General features: G+C 67.5%; 21 protein-coding genes and 1 other RNA gene. 7 read left to right on the plus strand and 15 right to left on the minus strand.

Annotated elements, in window-relative coordinates; genetic code table 11:
- Positions 1-40: 40 nt before the first annotated feature.
- From KF783_RS05760 to KF783_RS05775, 4 genes are all read right to left on the minus strand, one after another.
- Positions 41-1,213: a tetratricopeptide repeat protein gene (locus tag KF783_RS05760; protein ID WP_294077297.1), complete on the minus strand. Its 1,173-nt coding sequence runs from the start codon at positions 1,211-1,213 to the stop codon at positions 41-43.
- A 69-nt stretch (positions 1,214-1,282) separates the two neighbouring features.
- Positions 1,283-1,924 (minus strand): histidine phosphotransferase family protein, encoded by a 642-nt coding sequence (locus KF783_RS05765; protein WP_294077561.1) that lies wholly within the window; start codon positions 1,922-1,924, stop codon positions 1,283-1,285.
- Between the two features lie 84 nt (positions 1,925-2,008).
- Positions 2,009-2,152: a lmo0937 family membrane protein gene (locus KF783_RS05770; RefSeq protein ID WP_294077298.1), complete on the minus strand. Its 144-nt coding sequence runs from the start codon at positions 2,150-2,152 to the stop codon at positions 2,009-2,011.
- Between the two features lie 132 nt (positions 2,153-2,284).
- The gene (locus tag KF783_RS05775) at positions 2,285-2,683 is read right to left on the minus strand and encodes a M67 family metallopeptidase (RefSeq protein ID WP_294077300.1); all 399 of its coding nucleotides are present in this window, start codon (positions 2,681-2,683) and stop codon (positions 2,285-2,287) included.
- An 18-nt stretch (positions 2,684-2,701) separates the two neighbouring features.
- Here KF783_RS05775 and KF783_RS05780 point away from each other — a divergent pair, with 18 nt between their 5' ends.
- The 3 genes from KF783_RS05780 to mtgA all read left to right on the plus strand — a co-directional run bounded on the left by KF783_RS05780 (position 2,702) and on the right by mtgA (position 5,432).
- Complete coding sequence (locus KF783_RS05780; RefSeq protein ID WP_294077302.1) at positions 2,702-3,655, plus strand: RluA family pseudouridine synthase; 954 nt, start codon at positions 2,702-2,704, stop codon at positions 3,653-3,655.
- Between the two features lie 83 nt (positions 3,656-3,738).
- Positions 3,739-4,644, plus strand: a complete 906-nt coding sequence (gene rpoH, locus KF783_RS05785; protein ID WP_294077304.1) for an RNA polymerase sigma factor RpoH — start codon at positions 3,739-3,741, stop codon at positions 4,642-4,644.
- A 77-nt stretch (positions 4,645-4,721) separates the two neighbouring features.
- Positions 4,722-5,432 carry a monofunctional biosynthetic peptidoglycan transglycosylase gene (mtgA, locus tag KF783_RS05790; protein ID WP_294077564.1) on the plus strand — a complete coding sequence of 237 codons (711 nt, stop codon included), beginning with the start codon at positions 4,722-4,724 and terminating at the stop codon, positions 5,430-5,432.
- 149 nt (positions 5,433-5,581) lie between these two features.
- Here the strand turns inward: mtgA and KF783_RS05795 are convergent, their stop codons facing one another.
- From KF783_RS05795 to ffs, 4 genes are all read right to left on the minus strand, one after another.
- Positions 5,582-5,905 carry a hypothetical protein gene (locus KF783_RS05795; RefSeq protein WP_294077305.1) on the minus strand — a complete coding sequence of 108 codons (324 nt, stop codon included), beginning with the start codon at positions 5,903-5,905 and terminating at the stop codon, positions 5,582-5,584.
- Between the two features lie 71 nt (positions 5,906-5,976).
- Entirely contained in the window at positions 5,977-6,300 is a 324-nt protein-coding gene (locus KF783_RS05800) for a YbaB/EbfC family nucleoid-associated protein (protein ID WP_294077307.1), read from the minus strand.
- The gene (locus KF783_RS05805) at positions 6,297-7,925 is read right to left on the minus strand and encodes a DNA polymerase III subunit gamma/tau (RefSeq protein ID WP_294077308.1); all 1,629 of its coding nucleotides are present in this window, start codon (positions 7,923-7,925) and stop codon (positions 6,297-6,299) included. Before KF783_RS05805 ends, KF783_RS05800 begins: the two co-directional genes overlap by 4 nt.
- Before the next feature lie 419 nt (positions 7,926-8,344).
- An RNA gene (ffs, locus tag KF783_RS05810) (signal recognition particle sRNA small type) lies at positions 8,345-8,443 on the minus strand.
- 142 nt (positions 8,444-8,585) lie between these two features.
- On the opposite strand from ffs, the gene KF783_RS05815 reads away from it, so the two are divergent.
- Both KF783_RS05815 and KF783_RS05820 read left to right on the plus strand, forming a co-directional pair.
- Positions 8,586-9,614 carry a hypothetical protein gene (locus KF783_RS05815; RefSeq protein WP_294077310.1) on the plus strand — a complete coding sequence of 343 codons (1,029 nt, stop codon included), beginning with the start codon at positions 8,586-8,588 and terminating at the stop codon, positions 9,612-9,614.
- On the plus strand, positions 9,611-10,327 hold the full coding sequence (locus KF783_RS05820) for an ABC transporter ATP-binding protein (RefSeq protein ID WP_294077312.1): 717 nt from the start codon (positions 9,611-9,613) through the stop codon (positions 10,325-10,327). Before KF783_RS05815 ends, KF783_RS05820 begins: the two co-directional genes overlap by 4 nt.
- Positions 10,328-10,354: 27 nt before the next feature.
- Here KF783_RS05820 and bla read toward each other — a convergent pair whose 3' ends face one another.
- Genes bla through KF783_RS05840 form a run of 4 tightly spaced genes read right to left on the minus strand, consistent with a single transcriptional unit; the run spans position 10,355 to position 13,729 of the window.
- Entirely contained in the window at positions 10,355-11,227 is an 873-nt protein-coding gene (bla, locus tag KF783_RS05825) for a class A beta-lactamase (protein ID WP_294077314.1), read from the minus strand.
- Positions 11,227-11,562, minus strand: coding sequence for a 2Fe-2S iron-sulfur cluster-binding protein (locus tag KF783_RS05830; RefSeq protein WP_294077315.1), 336 nt, complete (start codon positions 11,560-11,562; stop codon positions 11,227-11,229). The genes bla and KF783_RS05830 overlap by 1 nt, the downstream gene beginning before the upstream one ends.
- On the minus strand, positions 11,559-12,653 hold the full coding sequence (locus KF783_RS05835; RefSeq protein ID WP_294077317.1) for a cysteine desulfurase family protein: 1,095 nt from the start codon (positions 12,651-12,653) through the stop codon (positions 11,559-11,561). Before KF783_RS05835 ends, KF783_RS05830 begins: the two co-directional genes overlap by 4 nt.
- Positions 12,650-13,729 carry an aminotransferase class V-fold PLP-dependent enzyme gene (locus tag KF783_RS05840; RefSeq protein WP_294077568.1) on the minus strand — a complete coding sequence of 360 codons (1,080 nt, stop codon included), beginning with the start codon at positions 13,727-13,729 and terminating at the stop codon, positions 12,650-12,652. Before KF783_RS05840 ends, KF783_RS05835 begins: the two co-directional genes overlap by 4 nt.
- 111 nt (positions 13,730-13,840) lie before the next feature.
- Here KF783_RS05840 and KF783_RS05845 point away from each other — a divergent pair, with 111 nt between their 5' ends.
- Both KF783_RS05845 and KF783_RS05850 read left to right on the plus strand, forming a co-directional pair.
- Entirely contained in the window at positions 13,841-14,497 is a 657-nt protein-coding gene (locus KF783_RS05845; RefSeq protein ID WP_294077319.1) for an alpha/beta hydrolase, read from the plus strand.
- Positions 14,498-14,611: 114 nt separating this feature from the next.
- Positions 14,612-15,172: a lipocalin family protein gene (locus KF783_RS05850; RefSeq protein ID WP_294077321.1), complete on the plus strand. Its 561-nt coding sequence runs from the start codon at positions 14,612-14,614 to the stop codon at positions 15,170-15,172.
- A 19-nt stretch (positions 15,173-15,191) separates the two neighbouring features.
- Here KF783_RS05850 and KF783_RS05855 read toward each other — a convergent pair whose 3' ends face one another.
- The 3 genes from KF783_RS05855 to pnuC are packed head-to-tail and all read right to left on the minus strand — an operon-like array spanning position 15,192 to position 16,535.
- Positions 15,192-15,365 carry a hypothetical protein gene (locus KF783_RS05855; protein ID WP_294077323.1) on the minus strand — a complete coding sequence of 58 codons (174 nt, stop codon included), beginning with the start codon at positions 15,363-15,365 and terminating at the stop codon, positions 15,192-15,194.
- 7 nt (positions 15,366-15,372) lie between these two features.
- Positions 15,373-15,888 (minus strand): ATP-binding protein, encoded by a 516-nt coding sequence (locus tag KF783_RS05860; protein WP_294077325.1) that lies wholly within the window; start codon positions 15,886-15,888, stop codon positions 15,373-15,375.
- The gene (pnuC, locus tag KF783_RS05865) at positions 15,885-16,535 is read right to left on the minus strand and encodes a nicotinamide riboside transporter PnuC (RefSeq protein WP_366511706.1); all 651 of its coding nucleotides are present in this window, start codon (positions 16,533-16,535) and stop codon (positions 15,885-15,887) included. Before pnuC ends, KF783_RS05860 begins: the two co-directional genes overlap by 4 nt.

Genomic DNA, 16,535 nt, shown 5'->3' on the forward strand with positions numbered 1-16,535 from the left:
CCACCCCATGGGGCCGGTACGGGCCGCGCGCGCGCCTCGTTCAGCCGCCGCCGCCCAAGGCCCAGGCGGTGCGCACCTCTCCGGCGAAGACACCGCGATAGCGCGTCAGATCCGCCCGCGCCCGTGCATCGAACTCCTTCGCGCGATCGATCCGGGCGACGACACCCCGCCCCGCCTCACGATACAGCATGCGCGCCACGGGCAACCCGGTCCCGCTGTCGATCAGCAACCGTGCCAAATTCCATTCGGTACGGATACGCAGCGGGCTGTCCGGCTCGCTTCCGACCCGCGCGCCGGCATAGGCGAGCGCGTAGAGTTCGAGCGCGGCCCGTCGCTTGCCCTGCGCGTCCAGATTCTCGGCGAGCATGGTCTGCGCCAGCGTCGTGCGCGGGTCGCCGGGGTTCAGCACCGCCTCCCGCGTCATCAGCCCCGCCCGCAAATAGGGTTCGGCAAGCAGCCGGCCCGCATCCTGCTGTCGCGCCAGCGTTTCGGCGATGTTGAGCATCGAGGTGCCAAGATCATAGTCGCTTGGCTTCAGCACCTGCTGACGGATCTTCATGCCCTCGCGATGCGCGTCCAGCGCCTCGGCATAGCGCCCCATCCGGTCAAGCAGCACGCCCAGATTGGCCCAGGCGGTGGCGATCCCGCGCCGGTTCTCCGCCAGCTTCGCCCGCCGCAGCGCCAGCGCGCCGCGCAGAAACGGCTCCGCCTCCTCCAGACGCCCCTGTTCGGCGAGCACGATGCCGAGGTTCATCCGGTGATCGGCGAGCAGTTCCGGATCGGCATCCGCCTGCCCCTCCAGCCCGAACAGGGCGGCGCGCAGCACCGGCTCCGCCGCGTCGTAACGGCCGGCGCGCACCAGGATCGATCCCAGCGCGCCATAGACGACGCCGGTGTCGGGATGATCGCGCCCGCGCAGCCGCTCCATGATCGCCGCCGACATGCGCGCACTCCGCTCGGCCTCGTCGAACAGGCCCGCACCCGCCAGAATGTCGGCCGCCGCGACCAGATCGAGCGCGCAATCCTCGCGCTTTTCGTCGGGCGCCGCACAGGATTCCCGCTGCCTGGCAGTCCCGGCGAGCGCCGCCTCCCGCGCGATCGGGGTCGCGCTCTCGTCCAGCTGAAGACCCAGTTTGAACTCGCCCGCCATCGCCGGCGACGCGGCCAGCAATGCGAACATCGTCAGTCGGGCGAACATCGCGGCCAATCTCATGCGGCGATGGATGCCGCGCCGGCCTGTCGCCCGCAAGCGACAAAAACGGTCAGGCGGAGAGCCGGGCCATCAGGCGCGAAACGCCGCCCCGAACAGAAGCACTTCGTCCTCCGGCGGCGAAACCTGAAGCTCGCCGCCGCCCTGTTCCACCAGCTGATGCACCAGATAGGCCGCCGCCGCGCGCGGGGTCACCGGCGCGTCGCCGCTCTGGCCGGTGAGCGCGCCGCGCAGTTCCTGATCGAGCACGATGCGCTGCCCCTGCGCGCGCACCACGATTTCGACCGTGTCGCCCCGCACTTCCGCCCCCACGTCGAGCTGGCCACCGCGCACCAGCGCGTCGCCACCGATCAGTGCGAGGTTGAGCAGCACCTTGATCGCCTGTTTGGGCAGAACCGGATCCTCGACCAGCCACCCGATCGATACGCGGTGATTGTCGCCGAACAGACCCTCGATCGCGGCCTGCGCCTCTCGCGTATCGACGGTGTCACCGAAACCGCCGGCGGCGCCGAACGCCAGGCGAAAGAATTTCAGCTTGTTCGCGCTGGCCTTCGCGCTCTCGGCGAGCAGTTCCAGGCAGCGCGCGCGCATTTCCGGGTCATGCTCGTCGGCGAGCAGCTCCAGCCCGTTATTGAGCGCGCCCACCGGGCTGAGCAGGTCATGGCACAGGCGTGAGCAAAGCAGGCTGGCGAAATCGGTCGGCGAGATGTTCAAAGCGGCGCTCCAGTTGGTGCCGGCCTTTTGGCCCAGCACCGGTCGCGCCGCAAGGCTGACGCGACCGGAACATCGGCGCCCGATTCAGACGCGTCGCCCGCGCAGGAACTGCACCACCACGACGATCACGGCGATCACCAGCAGCAGGTGGATCAATCCGCCCGCGACATGCATCGAAAATCCCAGCAGCCACAGGATCAGCAGAATGACGGCGATGGTCCACAACATGATAACGGCTCCCCTTGTTTTTCAGGTGGGCGCTCAACGTGTTGCACAGGCGAAACGTTCCCGGATCGAGGGCCGCGCGCATGAAATTTCCGATGTCCGGCCGCCCCGGTGTCGCCCGAGCGCGGTCCGGTTTCAGGCGATCTCGATCTCGAGTCGCGCAAATCGCCCGTGCAACCCGCTATCGCCGGCACGCCAGGCGCTTACATCCTGCCCCGCGACGATGATCCACAATTTCCCGTCGGGCGCGGCCATCGCCGCGTCGGTGACGGAGGGCAGGGTATCGCCGGACGGGTGCGAATGCCAATAGCCGGCGAGGCGCTCTTCCCCTGCCCGTTCGGCGCGCAACGCGGCGATCAACGCGCCCGGATCGATCTCGAAATGCCGGCGCGGATCCGCCGCGACATTCGCGGTCACGCTTGCCCGCGCCACCTGTTCGCCACCGAACAGCAGGCCGCACACTTCCAGCGGTGCCGCCGTAGCGGCGCCCTGCTGAATTAGCTCGATAACACAGCTTGAAATCCGGACCTTCATGCCCATCTTCCTACGACAATGGACCGGGGGGTTTCCACATATCAGGCGCGGATCGGGGACGCGGCGGACGGCTGGCGGCTCGACCGGGCATTGGCCGAGGCGCTGCCCACCCTGTCGCGCGAACGGATCAAGGCACTGATCTCGACCGGCAACGTCACCGGCCCGGACGGTCTGGTGCGCGACCCGAAGAAAAAGGCCCCGGCCGGCGCGGTGTTCAGCATCGCGGTTCCCGAACCGGAAGCGGCCCATAACGAACCACAGGCGATCGCCCTCAACATCGTGTTCGAGGACGAACATCTGATCGTGATCGACAAGCAGGCGGGACTGGTCGTCCATCCCGCCGCCGGCAATCTCGACGGTACGCTGGTGAACGCGCTGCTCCACCATTGTCGCGGCAGCCTGTCCGGGATCGGCGGAGTCGCGCGGCCTGGTATCGTCCACCGCATCGACAAGGATACGTCGGGCCTGATGGTCGCCGCGAAGACCGATCCCGCCCATGTCGGCCTCGCCCGCCAGTTCAAGGCGCATTCGATCGATCGGCGCTACCGCGCGATCGTATCGGGGCGACCGAAAATGTCAGGCGGAACCGTCGATGCGCCGCTTGCGCGCTCGCCGCAGAACCGCAAGAAGATGGCGATCGTTTCGGGGGGCAAGCGCGCCGTTACCCACTGGAGCGTGCGTGAGGCCCCGCAACTTCGTGAGGCGGCGCTGGTCGAATGCCGGCTCGAAACCGGGCGCACGCATCAGGTGCGCGTCCATATGGCTTCGATCGGGCATCCCTTGCTGGGCGACCCGGTCTATGGTAGAACGAAGAAGGAACACAGGGAGGTTCTGGAAACCCTGAATTTCCATCGTCAGGCCTTACACGCGGCGCATCTTGGGTTTATTCACCCGATAAATAGCCACGCTTTGGCGTTCGAAAGTGAAATGCCTTCGGACATGCAGGAACTGTTCGATAGTCTCGTCGTATAGAAGATTGGCCCGTCCATTCGGAGGGTCGCACGACCTCCTCGCCGCAACAGGGGGGAAGTCACTTGAAAGGGAGTAAGTAGATCATGGCAAGCGGAAGCAACGTCCCGGCGACGATCCCCGCATTGGGCGGAGAGGCGAGCCTCAACCGCTATCTGGCCGAGATCAAGAAGTTTCCGATCCTGGCGCCCGAGCAGGAATATATGCTCGCCAAGCGCTTTCAGGAGCATGGCGATCCGGAGGCCGCGGCCCAGCTGGTAACCTCGCATCTGCGCCTCGTGGCAAAGATCGCGATGGGCTATCGCGGCTATGGCCTGCCGGTCAGCGAACTGATCTCCGAAGGCAATATCGGCCTGATGCAGGGGGTTAAGAAGTTCGAGCCCGATCGCGGCTTCCGCCTCGCCACCTATGCGATGTGGTGGATTCGCGCCTCGATCCAGGAATTCATCCTGCGCTCGTGGAGCCTGGTCAAGATGGGGACCACCGCCGCGCAGAAGAAGCTGTTCTTCAACCTGCGCCGGATGAAGGCAAAGCTCGACGCGTTCGAGGATGGCGACCTTTCGCCCGAGCACCTTGCCAAGATCGCCAAGGATCTGGGCGTGACCGAGGAAGAGGTGACGTCGATGAACCGCCGTATGGCGATGGGCGGCGACACCTCGCTCAACGTGCCGATGCGTGAGGACGGCGAGGGCCAGTGGCAGGACTGGCTTCAGGACGACGGCGCGCTTCAGGACGAGGTCGTGGCGGATGCGCAGGAAGCGGATGTGCGCCACGGGATGCTGGTCGAGGCGATGGACGAGCTCAACGATCGCGAAAAGCACATCCTGACGGAGCGCCGGCTGACCGACGACCCCAAGACGCTTGAGGAACTCTCGCAGGTCTATGGCGTCAGCCGCGAACGCGTCCGCCAGATCGAGGTGCGCGCCTTTGAAAAGCTGCAAAAGGCGATGATGCGGCTGGCGGGCGATCGCCGGCTGCTGCCCGCGACCTGACGCCTGATTTCGACAGCGGGGCGGCGGACTCGATGGTTGATCCGGATCCGTCGCGCGACCAGCGGGCAGAGGGGGTTATGGCGGCGAATGTTGAACCGCGTCGCCCGTTCGGCGGTCGCCTGTTGCGCTGGGCGGGACAGGCCGTGCTGGCATTCGTCGCGCTCTCGCTCGTAATGGTGACCGTCTATCGCTTCGTTCCCCCGCCATTCACCTGGACGATGGCGGGTGATCTGATCGGCGGGCATACCGTGACCAAGCGCTGGCGCGCGATCGACAGCATCGATCCGGACATGGCGCGTGCGGCGATTGCCGCAGAGGATTCGCGTTTCTGTAGCCATTCCGGCTTCGACTATGATGCGATCGCCGCAGCGATGTACCGCAATGCGAAGGGCGGCAAGGTACTGCGCGGCGGGTCCACGATCAGCCAGCAGACCGCGAAGAACGTCTTTCTGTGGCAGGGCGGCGGCTATTTCCGCAAGGCGCTGGAGGCGTGGTTCACGGTTCTGATCGAATTGATCTGGCCCAAGAAGCGGATCATGGAAGTGTATCTGAACGTCGCGGAGACCGGGATCGGCACCTATGGCGTCGAGGCCGGATCGCAGCGCTATTTCCGCCATGGGGCCGATCGGCTGAGCCGCAGCGAGGCGGCGCGGATCGCCGCAGTCCTGCCGCTGCCGAAGAAGCGGGCGGGGGTCGCCCCGCAGGGCTTCACCCGCCGCTATGGCAATTCGATCGCCGCGCGCATCGCCATCGTTCAGCGCGACGGCCTGGACGCGTGCGTACGCTAGTGCGGACCGGCATTCGGCGCTGAAGGCTCCGCAATTGGCGCCTTCACACGCTTCCGGCGATCAGACGCGATCGGGTTTGTTCGCATCGAGCAAGGCAAGATAAGCCCGTTCGGCGCATCGCCTTTCGAATGTCGATCCGCCCAGGGCGCTTATTTGGTCGATTCGGTGGTCGTCGTGGTCGAAGCCTCAACCTTGTCGCCGGCCTTTTCGGCCGCGTCGCCAACTTTCTTCGCGCCATCGCCGATGCTCTTCGCCGCTTCGGCGATCGCATCGTCCTTGCGCGTTTCGCTGCTGTTCGTGCTCAGAAAGTAGAAGGCGCCGACGACGACGATCACGAGAGCGATGATCCCGAGGATCAGGCCGCCACCGCCGCCGCCACGTTCGACAACGGTGGTGGTGCCGCCGCCATTACGCTCGGTCACGCGTTCGGTCGTCACGCCATCGTCGCGTTCGATAATCCGCTCGTCCGCCATTTCGCATCTCCCTCAATAAATATTGCCGTGCCAACGCGGGCGGCGGAGCGATTGTTCCCGTGGTGAAATGTTCAGAAGGGCAGTTTGAATCCCGGCGGCAGCGGAATGCCGCTCGACAGTTTCGACATTTCGGTCTGCGCCGCCGCGTCCGCCTTTGCGCGCGCGTCGTTGAGCGCGGCGGCGATCAGATCCTCCAGCATCTGCTTTTCCGACGGGGCGAGCAGCGATTCGTCGATATCGACCGCGATGATCCGGCCCTTGGCGCTCGCCTTCACCTTGACCAGGCCACCGCCGGACGCACCCTCGACCTCGATCGTGTCGAGATTTGCCTGCGCCTTGGTCAGCTCGCTCTGGACGTTCTGCGCCATCGCCATGATGTCTTCGATACTTTTCATGCCTGTCTCCTGTCTCGGTTCCAGCCGATCAGTTCGGCGTCCGGAAACGCCTCCATCGCGGCGGCGACCATGGGGGATTTGAGGACCGATTCGCGCTCCTGCGCCTCCAGTGCGGCGAGCGCCTCGTTCAGCGTCGGCTGGCCCGGCGCGTCGCTGACCCGCAGTGACCAGCGCTTGCCAAGGACGTGCCGCAGCGCGGTTTCGAAATCACGGACGAGATCCGCCGGCAGGCCGCGGCTGCTCACCTCGACCACCGGCTCCTCCAGCCGGATCGGGCGGACGAGGTTGCGGACACGCGCGGCCAGATGCGCCTCGTTCGCGTCGGCGAGCCGCTGCACCAGTTCGGCCAGATCGCGCGGGGCAGGCGCCTCTGCCGGGGCGGCGGGCGCGGGGGCCGGCGCACCGCCGATCGGCGCGCCATCGGCGATCTTCCGCGCCAGTTCGCCGGGATCGGGCAGCGTCGAGGCATGGATCACGCGCAGCAGCGCCATCTCACACGCCTCAATCGGCAGCGCCGCACGAGCGACCTCGTCATGCCCCTTGAGCAGCAACTGCCACAAACGGTGCAGCGCCGGAAACCCGAGCTGTGCCGCCCATTCGGACAGCGCCGCGGTTTCCTCCGCCGCCTGCCCCGGCACCGCCTCGTTCCCCAGCTTGGACAACGTCACGCGATGCACGGTTTCGAGCAGCGATTTGAGCACCGCCTGCGGATCGACGCCCATGTCATACTGGTCGCGAAGCCCCTGAAGCGCGCCGGGCGCGTCCCCGGCGATGACCCGCCCGAACAGGCTGCGGATGGCGTTACGGTCGGACAGGCCCAGCATGTGGCGCACCGCCTCCGCCGTCACCGCGCCACCCTCGATCCCGGCATGGGCGATCGCCTGATCGAGGATCGAGAGGCCGTCACGGGCCGACCCTTCCGCCGCGCGGGCGATCATCGCCAGCGCCTCCGGCTCGGCCTCTGCCCCCTCCTTCTCCGAAACCTCCGCGAAATGGGCGGCGAGCTTTTCGGCGGGAATGCGACGCAGATCGAAACGCTGGCAGCGCGACAGGACCGTCACCGGAACCTTCTGCACCTCGGTCGTCGCGAACAGGAATTTGACGTGACCGGGCGGCTCCTCCAGCGTCTTGAGCAACGCGTTGAACGCGTTTTTCGAGAGCATGTGGACTTCGTCGATGATGTAGATCTTGTACCGCGCGCTGACCGCCGCATAGCGTGAGGCGTCGATGATCTCCCGCACGTCATCGACGCCGGTGTGGCTGGCGGCGTCCATCTCGATCACGTCGATATGCCGCCCCTCCGCGATCGCGCGGCACGGTTCGCATACCCCGCACGGATCGATCGTCGGACCGCCCTGCCCGTCCGGACCGATGCAGTTCAGCGCCTTTGCGATGAGCCGTGCGGTCGAGGTCTTGCCGACGCCGCGGACACCGGTGAGCAGGAACGCATGCGCCAGCCGATCGCGACGGATCGCGTTGCCCAGCGTCTGGACCATCGCGTCCTGCCCGATCAGCTCGGCAAAGGTCTGTGGACGATATTTGCGCGCCAGCACGCGATAGACCCCGGACGCATTGGGGTCGCGCGGCTGGGGCGGTTCGTCGAGGCCGAGAAGGGATTCGCTCATCCTGCCCCCCTCTTAGCGGGCCGACCGGGCGTGTCGAGCGCGCGAAATCGATGCCAGCCTGGCACTGTCGGCGCCGTCCCACCGGCGACGATTTCTGGCGATATCGGGCGAACGGTGAATCGGCGGGAGGCGGTGCGCGGGCATGCACGCCATTGTGACCAAATGCGGCCGTGTAGGAAAACGAAATCTGGCCGGGGAAAGGCGGGCCGCCCCGCACGGGCGCTCAGCTACAGTCCCATTGCGACCGACCAGCCGCCCGATGGCGGTTCGGTGATGCCCAGCGCGACGAGGCCATGGTGGAAGATGAAGAAGCCCGACAGTCCGAGCGGCAGTCCGTCAAAACGAGAAGAAGAATTCGACGTCGCGCATCGTCCGCCCCCGACATGGTATCGGCAAGGCAATGATCTATCGGCGGTGTGGAAGGTGGGAGCCGGGACGACCCGACACGAAAATCGTTACGGCTGCTTCCTTCCGGACCTGACCGGGTTGGCGACGGCATCGTCCGCCCGACTCCCGGCGCGCATATGGGGGAAGCCGCGGGGGATTGCAATGTCGCCATCGGTCGCGTGCGCGATACGCCGACGCGCGACGTGCCGGGGCGTGACGCGCGCCACGCCCGGCAGTTGATCTTTCATACGATCTCCCGAAAGAGCGTATCGCATGACAAGGACGGTTTTGAGCACCAGCAGTCCATGGTCCGCGTCCGCGCCGCTCCGGCACGACCTGGAGATTGCGCGGGTCGCCGTGCGTCGGACGGTGCGCCGGCCGGGGGACGTCGTCACGCTGGCGCTCTTTGCCCCCCTTCTGTTGCTTGCCTGGCGGGCATGGGCGATGGGATTGTCCGAACAGGTCGTGATGACACAGTCCGCCGCCCTGGGCGCGGTTATCGCATTTTATGGCGTCACCCTGGTGATCGACCGCTGGACCTATCATCGCGAAGACGGGGTGCTGGCCGCCCATGCCCAGCGGACATCCGACGCGCTGCGCTTCGCCATTCCGCTGTGGAGTGCCACCGTCGCGACCAGCCTGATGCTGTCGATCGCCCTCTTTCCGGGGCAGCGCATGGCGTGGTGCGCGGGAACGGTGACGGGCGCGACGCTCGGACTCGCCTGGTCGGCGCGTTCCAAAACAGCGCCGGCGGCGCTGACCACCATGGTTCGCTGGTTCAGGGGCCGGCGCGGATCGACGCCGGGGATCCGCCCGACACACGCGCTCGCGGGGGCTTTGATCGGTATCGGCTGTGCCATGATGCCGGCGCCGCCCGCCGCACTGTTCGCAACCGTACTCGCCGTCGCGATTGCGGCGATCGCCCTGCTGGGAAATGTCGATGCGGACGCGATCCGGTTCCGCACCATGATCGGCGACACGCCCTGGCAACTCGCCGGCGCTCACACCGCTGCACCGCTGATGGTCCTCATTCCGTTCGCCGCAACCCTGGCCATCTTCTCGCGCTGGGAGGCCGCGTCGATCGCGCTGCTCGTCGCGGCCGCCGCTGCGCTGTTCATCGCGATGCGTGTCATCGCCTATCAATCCCATGGCCGCCGGGCCGGCGACTGGATCGTGACGATCCTCCTTGCCGCCTGCACACTGATCGCCCTGATGCTGCCCCCCCTCTGCCCGTTCGCGATCGCCGGTTCGATCGCCTGGCTTGCCCGTCGCGGCGCGCGGGAGGCGTGGCTGATTCGATGACATCGGCACTCGATCTCGTCGATCTGCGGGTCGATCGCGGAGGTCGCTCCGTCGTCCGCGACCTTTCCGCCAGTGTGGAGAGCGGACACTGGCTGGGGGTCGTCGGCGCCAACGGGTCGGGCAAGACCACGCTGCTGAGGGCGGTATCGGGCCGCCTGCCCATCGCCGCCGGCCGATGCGCGATCGAGGGGCAGGAGATGGCGGCGGACCGGTCGGCACGGGCGAACCGCATCGGCTTTGCGCCCCCTATCGAACGCCTGCCCGGCCTGTTGACGGTCCGCGCCCTGCTGGAGATCGCCGGCGAAGCCCTTGACCGGCAGCGGGATCGCAATGCGGATCTGTGGGCGGCACTGGGGATCGATGGGCTGCTGGATCGCGCGATCGGCGAATCGTCGTCGGGCATGCGCCAGCGGGCTGCGATCGCGCTGGCCTTTGCCCGGCCGATGCCGATCGTGGTGCTGGACGAACCGTTCAACTGGCTCGATCCGGTGGCCGCGTTCGACACGCGGGCGGCGCTGGCGAATCTGGTGCGGGCGGGAACGACGCTGCTGACCGCCGTTCACGACCTGACGACCCTGTGCGGCGCGTGCGATCACGGCGTTGTCATGGCGGGCGGAGCGATATCGCTGGAGCTTGACCGCGAAACGCTTCGTGCCGGATCGCGCGATATTGACGGGTTCGAGCGGGAGATGATCGCGGCGCTGCGACGATGAGCGGCGCGGCGCCCGACCGTAGCCTGGTCAGGCGAACAGCGCCCCGACCAGTTCGCCCACCCGGGCGTGCGCGCCGTTCGCCTTCGTCCCGTCCAGCCCCGGCGCGTCGAGATAGCAGGTGACGAGAATCGGCTTGCGGCCCGGCGGGGTGACGATCGCGACGTCGTTGAAATAACCCTCCCCGCTCGTCCCGGTCTTGTCGCCGACGCGCCAGTTTTTGGGCAGGCCCGCGCGCAGGCGATCCTTGCCGGTCGGCGATGCCTCCATCCACCCGATCAGCTTGGCGCGCGCGGCCGGTGAAAGGATGTCGCCCAGCAGCAGCTTGTTGAGCAGCCACAGCATCGCCTCTGGCGTGGTGGTGTCGCGCACCTCGCCGTTCCGAACCACATTGAGGCCGGGTTCGTCGCGATCGGAGCGGGTGACGACATCCCCCGCGTCGCGAATGAATTTGGTAAGGCCGCGTGGGCCACCGACCTGCCCGAAGACGAGATTGGCGGCGCTGTTGTCGCTGACCTCCACCGCGGCGCGGATCAGCGTCTCGATCGACAGCGCACCCTTTGCGACGTTCGCGCGGACGACCGGCGCATATTCCAGCAGATCGGCCTCGCCGAAGCGGATCTCCCGGGCGAGGTCGATCTCGCCCCGGTCAGCGCGGGCGAGCACCGCGGCGGCGAGCAGGACCTTGACGGTCGAGCACATGGCGAAGCGCGCCTCCGCCCCGTCGAAATAGCGGCGACCGGTGCCGGTATCATAGACCGCGACGCCAAGCCGCCCGCCGGTTTCCGCCCGGATCCGGTCGAACGGACTCGATTTGGGCGCGCGCGGCGTCTGCGCGAACGCGGCGGTGGGGAGCGCGGCCAGGGTGGCGGCGCCAGCGATCAGATTACGGCGTGTGGTCATCATCGTCCCTGCATGTCGCGATGCTCCGCGGGCAGGCTCACCGTCAACCCGTCAAGGTCCGGCGTCAGGACGATCTGACAGGAAAGCCGGCTGGTCCGCGTGGCACCGACCGCCAGGTCGAGCATGTCCTCCTCCTCCTCGCTGGCGGGCGGGAGGCGGGCGAAGTCGGTGGCATCGACGATGACGTGGCAGGTGGAACAGGCCATCTGCCCCTCGCACGTTCCCTCAAGCGGCATACCGCGCGCCTGTGCGACCTCGAGCAGGCGATCGCCCGCCATGGCCTCGGCCTCGGCGGCAAGATCGCCGTCAGGGGTCAGGAGACGCACCCGGATCATGCCGCTACCTGCTGGGCGCGCGCCGCCGCGTCGATCCGTTCGATCGCGCTCATCAATTCCTCCTCGCTGGTATAGCGCCCGAAACCGAGGCGGATGCTCGATCGCGCGTCCCCATCGGCAAGGCCCAGCGCCCGCAGCACATGGCTGGGACGGCCCGACCCACTGGCGCAGGCGGACCCCGCGGAAAAGGCGATGTCGCGCAGGTCCGACATCAGCCGCGCGACATCGAGGCCTGGGCGGCGCATGTTGAGATTGCCGGGATAGCGTTCGTCCAGCGATCCGTTGAGCGTCCAGCCAGCGCTGCCGAGCGCGCGATGGGCCGCGCGAAACAGCTGGGCGACATGCGCGCGATCGGCGCCGAAGCGCTGCTTTGCAAGCGTCGCCGCAGCGCCGAACCCGGCACACAGCATCGGCGAGAGCGTGCCGGAGCGGCCCCCCGCCTCTTGCCCGCCGCCATGCAACAGCGGATCGAGCGCGACCCCGTCGCGGATCCACAGCGCACCGACGCCCTTCGGCCCATGGATCTTGTGCGCGGAGATGGCGACGAGGTCGCAGGCATCGGAAATGATCTCCCGTCCATAGCCCTGCACCGCGTCACACAGCATCGTCGCGCCGGCGGCGTGGGCCAGGTCGGCGATCGCCGCGATCGGCTGGATCACGCCGATCTCGTTATTGACCAGCATCGCGGCGACCAGGCCGATGCCCGGCCGGATCGCGGCACGCGCGGCGTTAAGGTCGATCAGGCCGTCGGGACCGACCGGGACGATGGTGACCTCCCGGCCCTGCCCCGCAAGCGCCGCGACGGTGTCAAGCACCGCCGCATGCTCGGTCGCGAGGGTGACGATCGGCCCGCGCGTCCCCTTGATCGCCCAGTTGAGCGCCTCGGTCGCGCCGCTCGTGAAACTGACGGCACCGCCGGGGGGCAGCAGGTCGCCCACCGCCTCGCGCGCGGCTTCGACCGCCGCTTTCGCCCGCCGGCCAGGCGCATGCGCCGAATGCGGGTTGGCGAAGCCGTCGGCGAGCCAGGGGCGCATCGCCTCGACCGCTTCGGGTGCTGGCGGTGTCGTGGCCTGATAGTCGAGATAGGTCATGCCGCGCGGATCCGCCCTCGCCGCGCCACCGAACTCCACGCCGAGGCAAATCCGTCCACCTCCCCGGCGGTGGTCGCGCGACCGAAACTGACGCGGACGACCTCACCGCGCGCCGGATCGTCGAGGCCGATCGCGGTGAGCACGTGGCTGGGCTTGAGCGTTCCCGACGCACAGGCGCTGCCCGCCGACACGGCGAACCCGGCGCTGTCGAACTGGATCAACTGGGCCGCGCTGGCAATGCCAGGCATGCGATAGCTGGCGATGGCCGGGTGGCGGGGGCTGTCGGCCAGAACGACCTCGCCCCCCGCCGCGCAAATCGCGCCGTCGAGCGAGTCGCGCAGCACACGCCAGCGGGCGAACGGCTCCGGCTCGGCCAGCGCGGCGGCATAGCCCAGCGCGGCGGGCAGATTCTCGGTCCCCGGGCGATAGCCCCGCTCCTGCCCGCCGGTCGGCAGCAGCGTCGCGAAATCGCGGACGAGCAACGCGCCGATGCCCGGCGGGCCACCCCGTTTGTGCGCGGACAGCGCGACGAAATCGGCATGGGCCGCGACCTCCGGATCGGCGCCGGCGGGCATCTGGGCAGCATCGACGAACACCAGGCCGCCGGCATCGTGGACGACCTGCGCGATTTCCGCGATCGGCTGTCGCACACCGGTTTCGCTGTTCGCCCATTGCACCGCGACCAGCGTGGGGCGGTCAGGCGAAAGCAGTCCCGCCAGCGCCACCGGATCGATCCGTCCGTCCGCCGCGACCGGCATCATCGCCACGCCGGGGCCGGTATGCCGCATCACCGCGTCATGCTCGACCGCAGACACGATCTTTGCCGGCGCCATCGACCGCTGCATCGCGATGGCGATCGATTCGCTGGCGCCGCTGGTGAGCAGGATCTCACGCCGCCATCCATAGGCCGACGCGATCGCGGCACGCGCGTCCTCGAGCGCGCGCCGTGCCGCCCGCCCCTCCGCATGGGGAGAGGAGGGATTGGCCCAGCGCGCCATCCCCTCCGCGACGGCGGCGCGCGCCGCGTCGGTCATCGACGTGGTGGCTGCGTGATCGAGATAGATGCGGTCGGTCAGAGCGGACTCCGAAGGCTCGGGATGCGGTTGCAATTGCGCACGCGCGCGCGCTGTCTATATAGCCCCCATCGTATTTCGCGCCACCGCGCGCTCAAGCCTTGCAGGTCCGATTTGCCCGAAGTCATCATTCCCGGCCCCGAAGGCCGCCTCGAAGGGCGTTTCGCCCCCGCTCCCCGCCCCCGCGCACCGGTCGCGATGATCCTGCATCCGCATCCCAATGCGGGCGGGACGATGAACAACCGGATGGTGCAGGAGCTGTACAAGACGTTCCAGCGCCGCGGCTTTGCGACGCTGCGCTTCAACTTTCGCGGAGTCGGAAAGAGCCAGGGGACGTTCGACAACGGCATCGGCGAACTGTCCGACGCGGCCAGCGCGCTCGACTGGGTGCAGAGCTTTCACCCGGAAGCGTCCACCACCTGGATCGCCGGCGTCAGCTTTGGCGCATGGATCGGCATGCAGCTGTTGATGCGCCGGCCAGAGATTCGCGGCTTCATCTCGGTCGCGCCGCCGGCGAACATGTATGATTTCACCTTCCTCGCCCCCTGCCCCAGCTCCGGCATCATCATCCAGGGCGACGCCGACGAGGTGGTGACGCCCGGCGCGGTGCAAAAGCTGGTCGACAAGCTGCGCACCCAGAAGCACATCACCATCCATCACGACACGATCCCCGGCGCGAACCATTTCTTCGAACATGAAATGGATCAGCTGATGGGCAGCGTGGACAAATATCTGGACATGCGGCTGGATCCCAATTCGCCGATCCGGTGACCGACGGAATCCCGTGCGCGATCAACGCGATGAAATGGCCGGGGCGCGATGCTCCGGCCATTTTCGTTGCGATGCCCCCTATCGCTGCGACCGCCCAGGCCGCATGATGCGCGCATGAAGCAATCGACCGCGATCAAGATCGCCACCGGCGTCGCCGCCGCCGCCCTGGGCGGCCTGTTCCTCTATTCGCGCGCCTCGCGCCCGTCGGTCATCAATCCGCAGGTGCCGGAACCCGCCAAACCGGTGGACCTGGCACGCTATACCGGCAAATGGTTCGAACTCGCCCGCCACGACAACCGGTTCCAAAAGGGGATGGACGCGGTGACCGCCGAATATGCTGTCGGCGAAGATGGCAGGATCGTGATCGTCAACAGCGGGCAACGGAGCGGCGAATCCGAACGCGACGTCAGCGAGGGGCGCGCGATCGTCGCGGACGAAGCGACCAATGCAAAGCTGAAGGTGTCGTTCTTCGGCCCGCTCTACACCGGCGACTATTGGGTGCTCGACCATGGCGACGACTATGACTGGGCGATCGTCGGCGAACCGAGCGGCCGTTACCTCTGGCTGTTGAGCCGGGAGGCGCGGCCGGCGCCCGACACGCTCCAGTCGCTGCTCGAACGGGTCCAGGATCTGGGCTATGATCGCTGGGCGCTGCGCATCACGCAACAGGGCTGACCGGCGACGCTTCGCGCGTTCAGACCGTCCAGATCAGGACATTGCCGAGCGCGACGATGGCACAGGCGATCATCAACAGCCCCTTTTGCCGGGCGCCGCGCCGGATCATCGCCACGCCGCCGGCCGCCAGCGCGAACGCGGCGAGGACGAGCAGCGCGAGGAGCGTCGATGCGCCGGTCGAGAGCGTCTCCATCCCCCGCTCAGCCCGCGCGATCGATCGCCGCGACCGCCTGCACGTAACGGGCGTCGCCATCCCCGGAAATCAGCGCCCAGGAAACCTGCCGACGCTCCAGCTCTGCGCGCGAGAGGTCGAAGAACCGCTGTCGCTCCGCCGGGTCGCCGAACATCCGCGTGCCGTCGGCAACCCAGGGGAGGTCGATGTCGAACAGCAGATAGAGGTCTGCGGTGCCGGTCCACCCGTCGAACCACGGATCGCGCGTGCCGAACAGCATGTCGGCCCACACCGCCGTCATCAGCGGGTCAGTGTCGAGGATCAGGGGTTCAAGGCCCGCATTCAGCATCGTCTGAACGCCCGCATCGTGCGTCTTCGCGATTTCGACCAGATCGCGCATGGTGAAATCGATGCCGCGCGTTTCGGCATATTCGCGGCCATATTCCTCGACCACCTCGCCGCCCAGATGCGCGGCGAGACGCGGCGCAAGAGTCGATTTTCCGGTGCTTTCCGGACCGTGGAGACAGATGGTGCGCAGCGTCATGGCGCGGCCCTTCGCCGAAAAGCCCGCTCCCAGTCAATCAGTCCCCAACCCGAAACGACGAGCAGCACCAGATAGACCCCCGCCGTCAGCCACAATTCGCGGATCGCGAACAGCGGCACCGCAACGATATCGACCAATATCCACAAGACCCAATTTTCCAGATAGCGGCGCGACAGCAGAATCTGGGCCGCGATGCTGGTCATCGCCACGGCGGCATCCCACCAGGGCAGCGACGCGTCGGTGAAGCGGTGCATCAGCGTCCCCCAGGCCATCGTCGCGACCGCACAGCCCGCAATCCAGGCGATTCGCCCCGTCCAGCCGAGTGTCAGCACCTGCACCTCCCCGGTCAGCGCACGCGCGCGCGCCCAGTTGAGCCAGCCATAGAGATTGAGCGCGAGAAACAGGCCCTGAAGCAGCATGTCGCTGTACAATTTCGCGCCGTAGAAGACGGAGGCGTAGAGCAGCACCGCCGCGATTCCGACCGGGTAGTTCCAGATGCTGCGGCGCGCCACGAGCGCGATATTCGCAAGCAACAGCAACGATGCGACGATCTCGACCGGGTTCACTCCGACCCGGTAGCGCGGCATCGCAGCCAGGTCGAGCGCGATCCGCTTGCCCTTCCCCGTTTCCCCGCTAGGCTCCTGCAC

Source organism: Sphingomonas sp. (assembly GCF_019635455.1).
Taxonomy (GTDB): Bacteria; Pseudomonadota; Alphaproteobacteria; order Sphingomonadales; family Sphingomonadaceae; genus Sphingomonas.

Excerpts from the sequence above, each read along its gene's own strand:
- KF783_RS05760 (WP_294077297.1), bottom strand. The coding sequence starts at position 1,213 with ATGAGATTGGCCGCGATGTTCGCCCGACTGACGATGTTCGCATTGCTG.
- KF783_RS05770 (WP_294077298.1), bottom strand. The coding sequence starts at position 2,152 with ATGTTGTGGACCATCGCCGTCATTCTGCTGATCCTGTGGCTGCTGGGA.
- KF783_RS05775 (WP_294077300.1), bottom strand. The coding sequence starts at position 2,683 with ATGAAGGTCCGGATTTCAAGCTGTGTTATCGAGCTAATTCAGCAGGGC.
- KF783_RS05780 (WP_294077302.1), top strand. The coding sequence starts at position 2,702 with ATGGACCGGGGGGTTTCCACATATCAGGCGCGGATCGGGGACGCGGCG.
- rpoH (WP_294077304.1), top strand. The coding sequence starts at position 3,739 with ATGGCAAGCGGAAGCAACGTCCCGGCGACGATCCCCGCATTGGGCGGA.
- mtgA (WP_294077564.1), top strand. The coding sequence starts at position 4,722 with ATGGCGGCGAATGTTGAACCGCGTCGCCCGTTCGGCGGTCGCCTGTTG.
- KF783_RS05795 (WP_294077305.1), bottom strand. The coding sequence starts at position 5,905 with ATGGCGGACGAGCGGATTATCGAACGCGACGATGGCGTGACGACCGAA.
- KF783_RS05800 (WP_294077307.1), bottom strand. The coding sequence starts at position 6,300 with ATGAAAAGTATCGAAGACATCATGGCGATGGCGCAGAACGTCCAGAGC.
- KF783_RS05805 (WP_294077308.1), bottom strand. The coding sequence starts at position 7,925 with ATGAGCGAATCCCTTCTCGGCCTCGACGAACCGCCCCAGCCGCGCGAC.
- KF783_RS05815 (WP_294077310.1), top strand. The coding sequence starts at position 8,586 with ATGACAAGGACGGTTTTGAGCACCAGCAGTCCATGGTCCGCGTCCGCG.
- KF783_RS05820 (WP_294077312.1), top strand. The coding sequence starts at position 9,611 with ATGACATCGGCACTCGATCTCGTCGATCTGCGGGTCGATCGCGGAGGT.
- bla (WP_294077314.1), bottom strand. The coding sequence starts at position 11,227 with ATGACCACACGCCGTAATCTGATCGCTGGCGCCGCCACCCTGGCCGCG.
- KF783_RS05830 (WP_294077315.1), bottom strand. The coding sequence starts at position 11,562 with ATGATCCGGGTGCGTCTCCTGACCCCTGACGGCGATCTTGCCGCCGAG.
- KF783_RS05835 (WP_294077317.1), bottom strand. The coding sequence starts at position 12,653 with ATGACCTATCTCGACTATCAGGCCACGACACCGCCAGCACCCGAAGCG.
- KF783_RS05850 (WP_294077321.1), top strand. The coding sequence starts at position 14,612 with ATGAAGCAATCGACCGCGATCAAGATCGCCACCGGCGTCGCCGCCGCC.
- KF783_RS05855 (WP_294077323.1), bottom strand. The coding sequence starts at position 15,365 with ATGGAGACGCTCTCGACCGGCGCATCGACGCTCCTCGCGCTGCTCGTC.
- KF783_RS05860 (WP_294077325.1), bottom strand. The coding sequence starts at position 15,888 with ATGACGCTGCGCACCATCTGTCTCCACGGTCCGGAAAGCACCGGAAAA.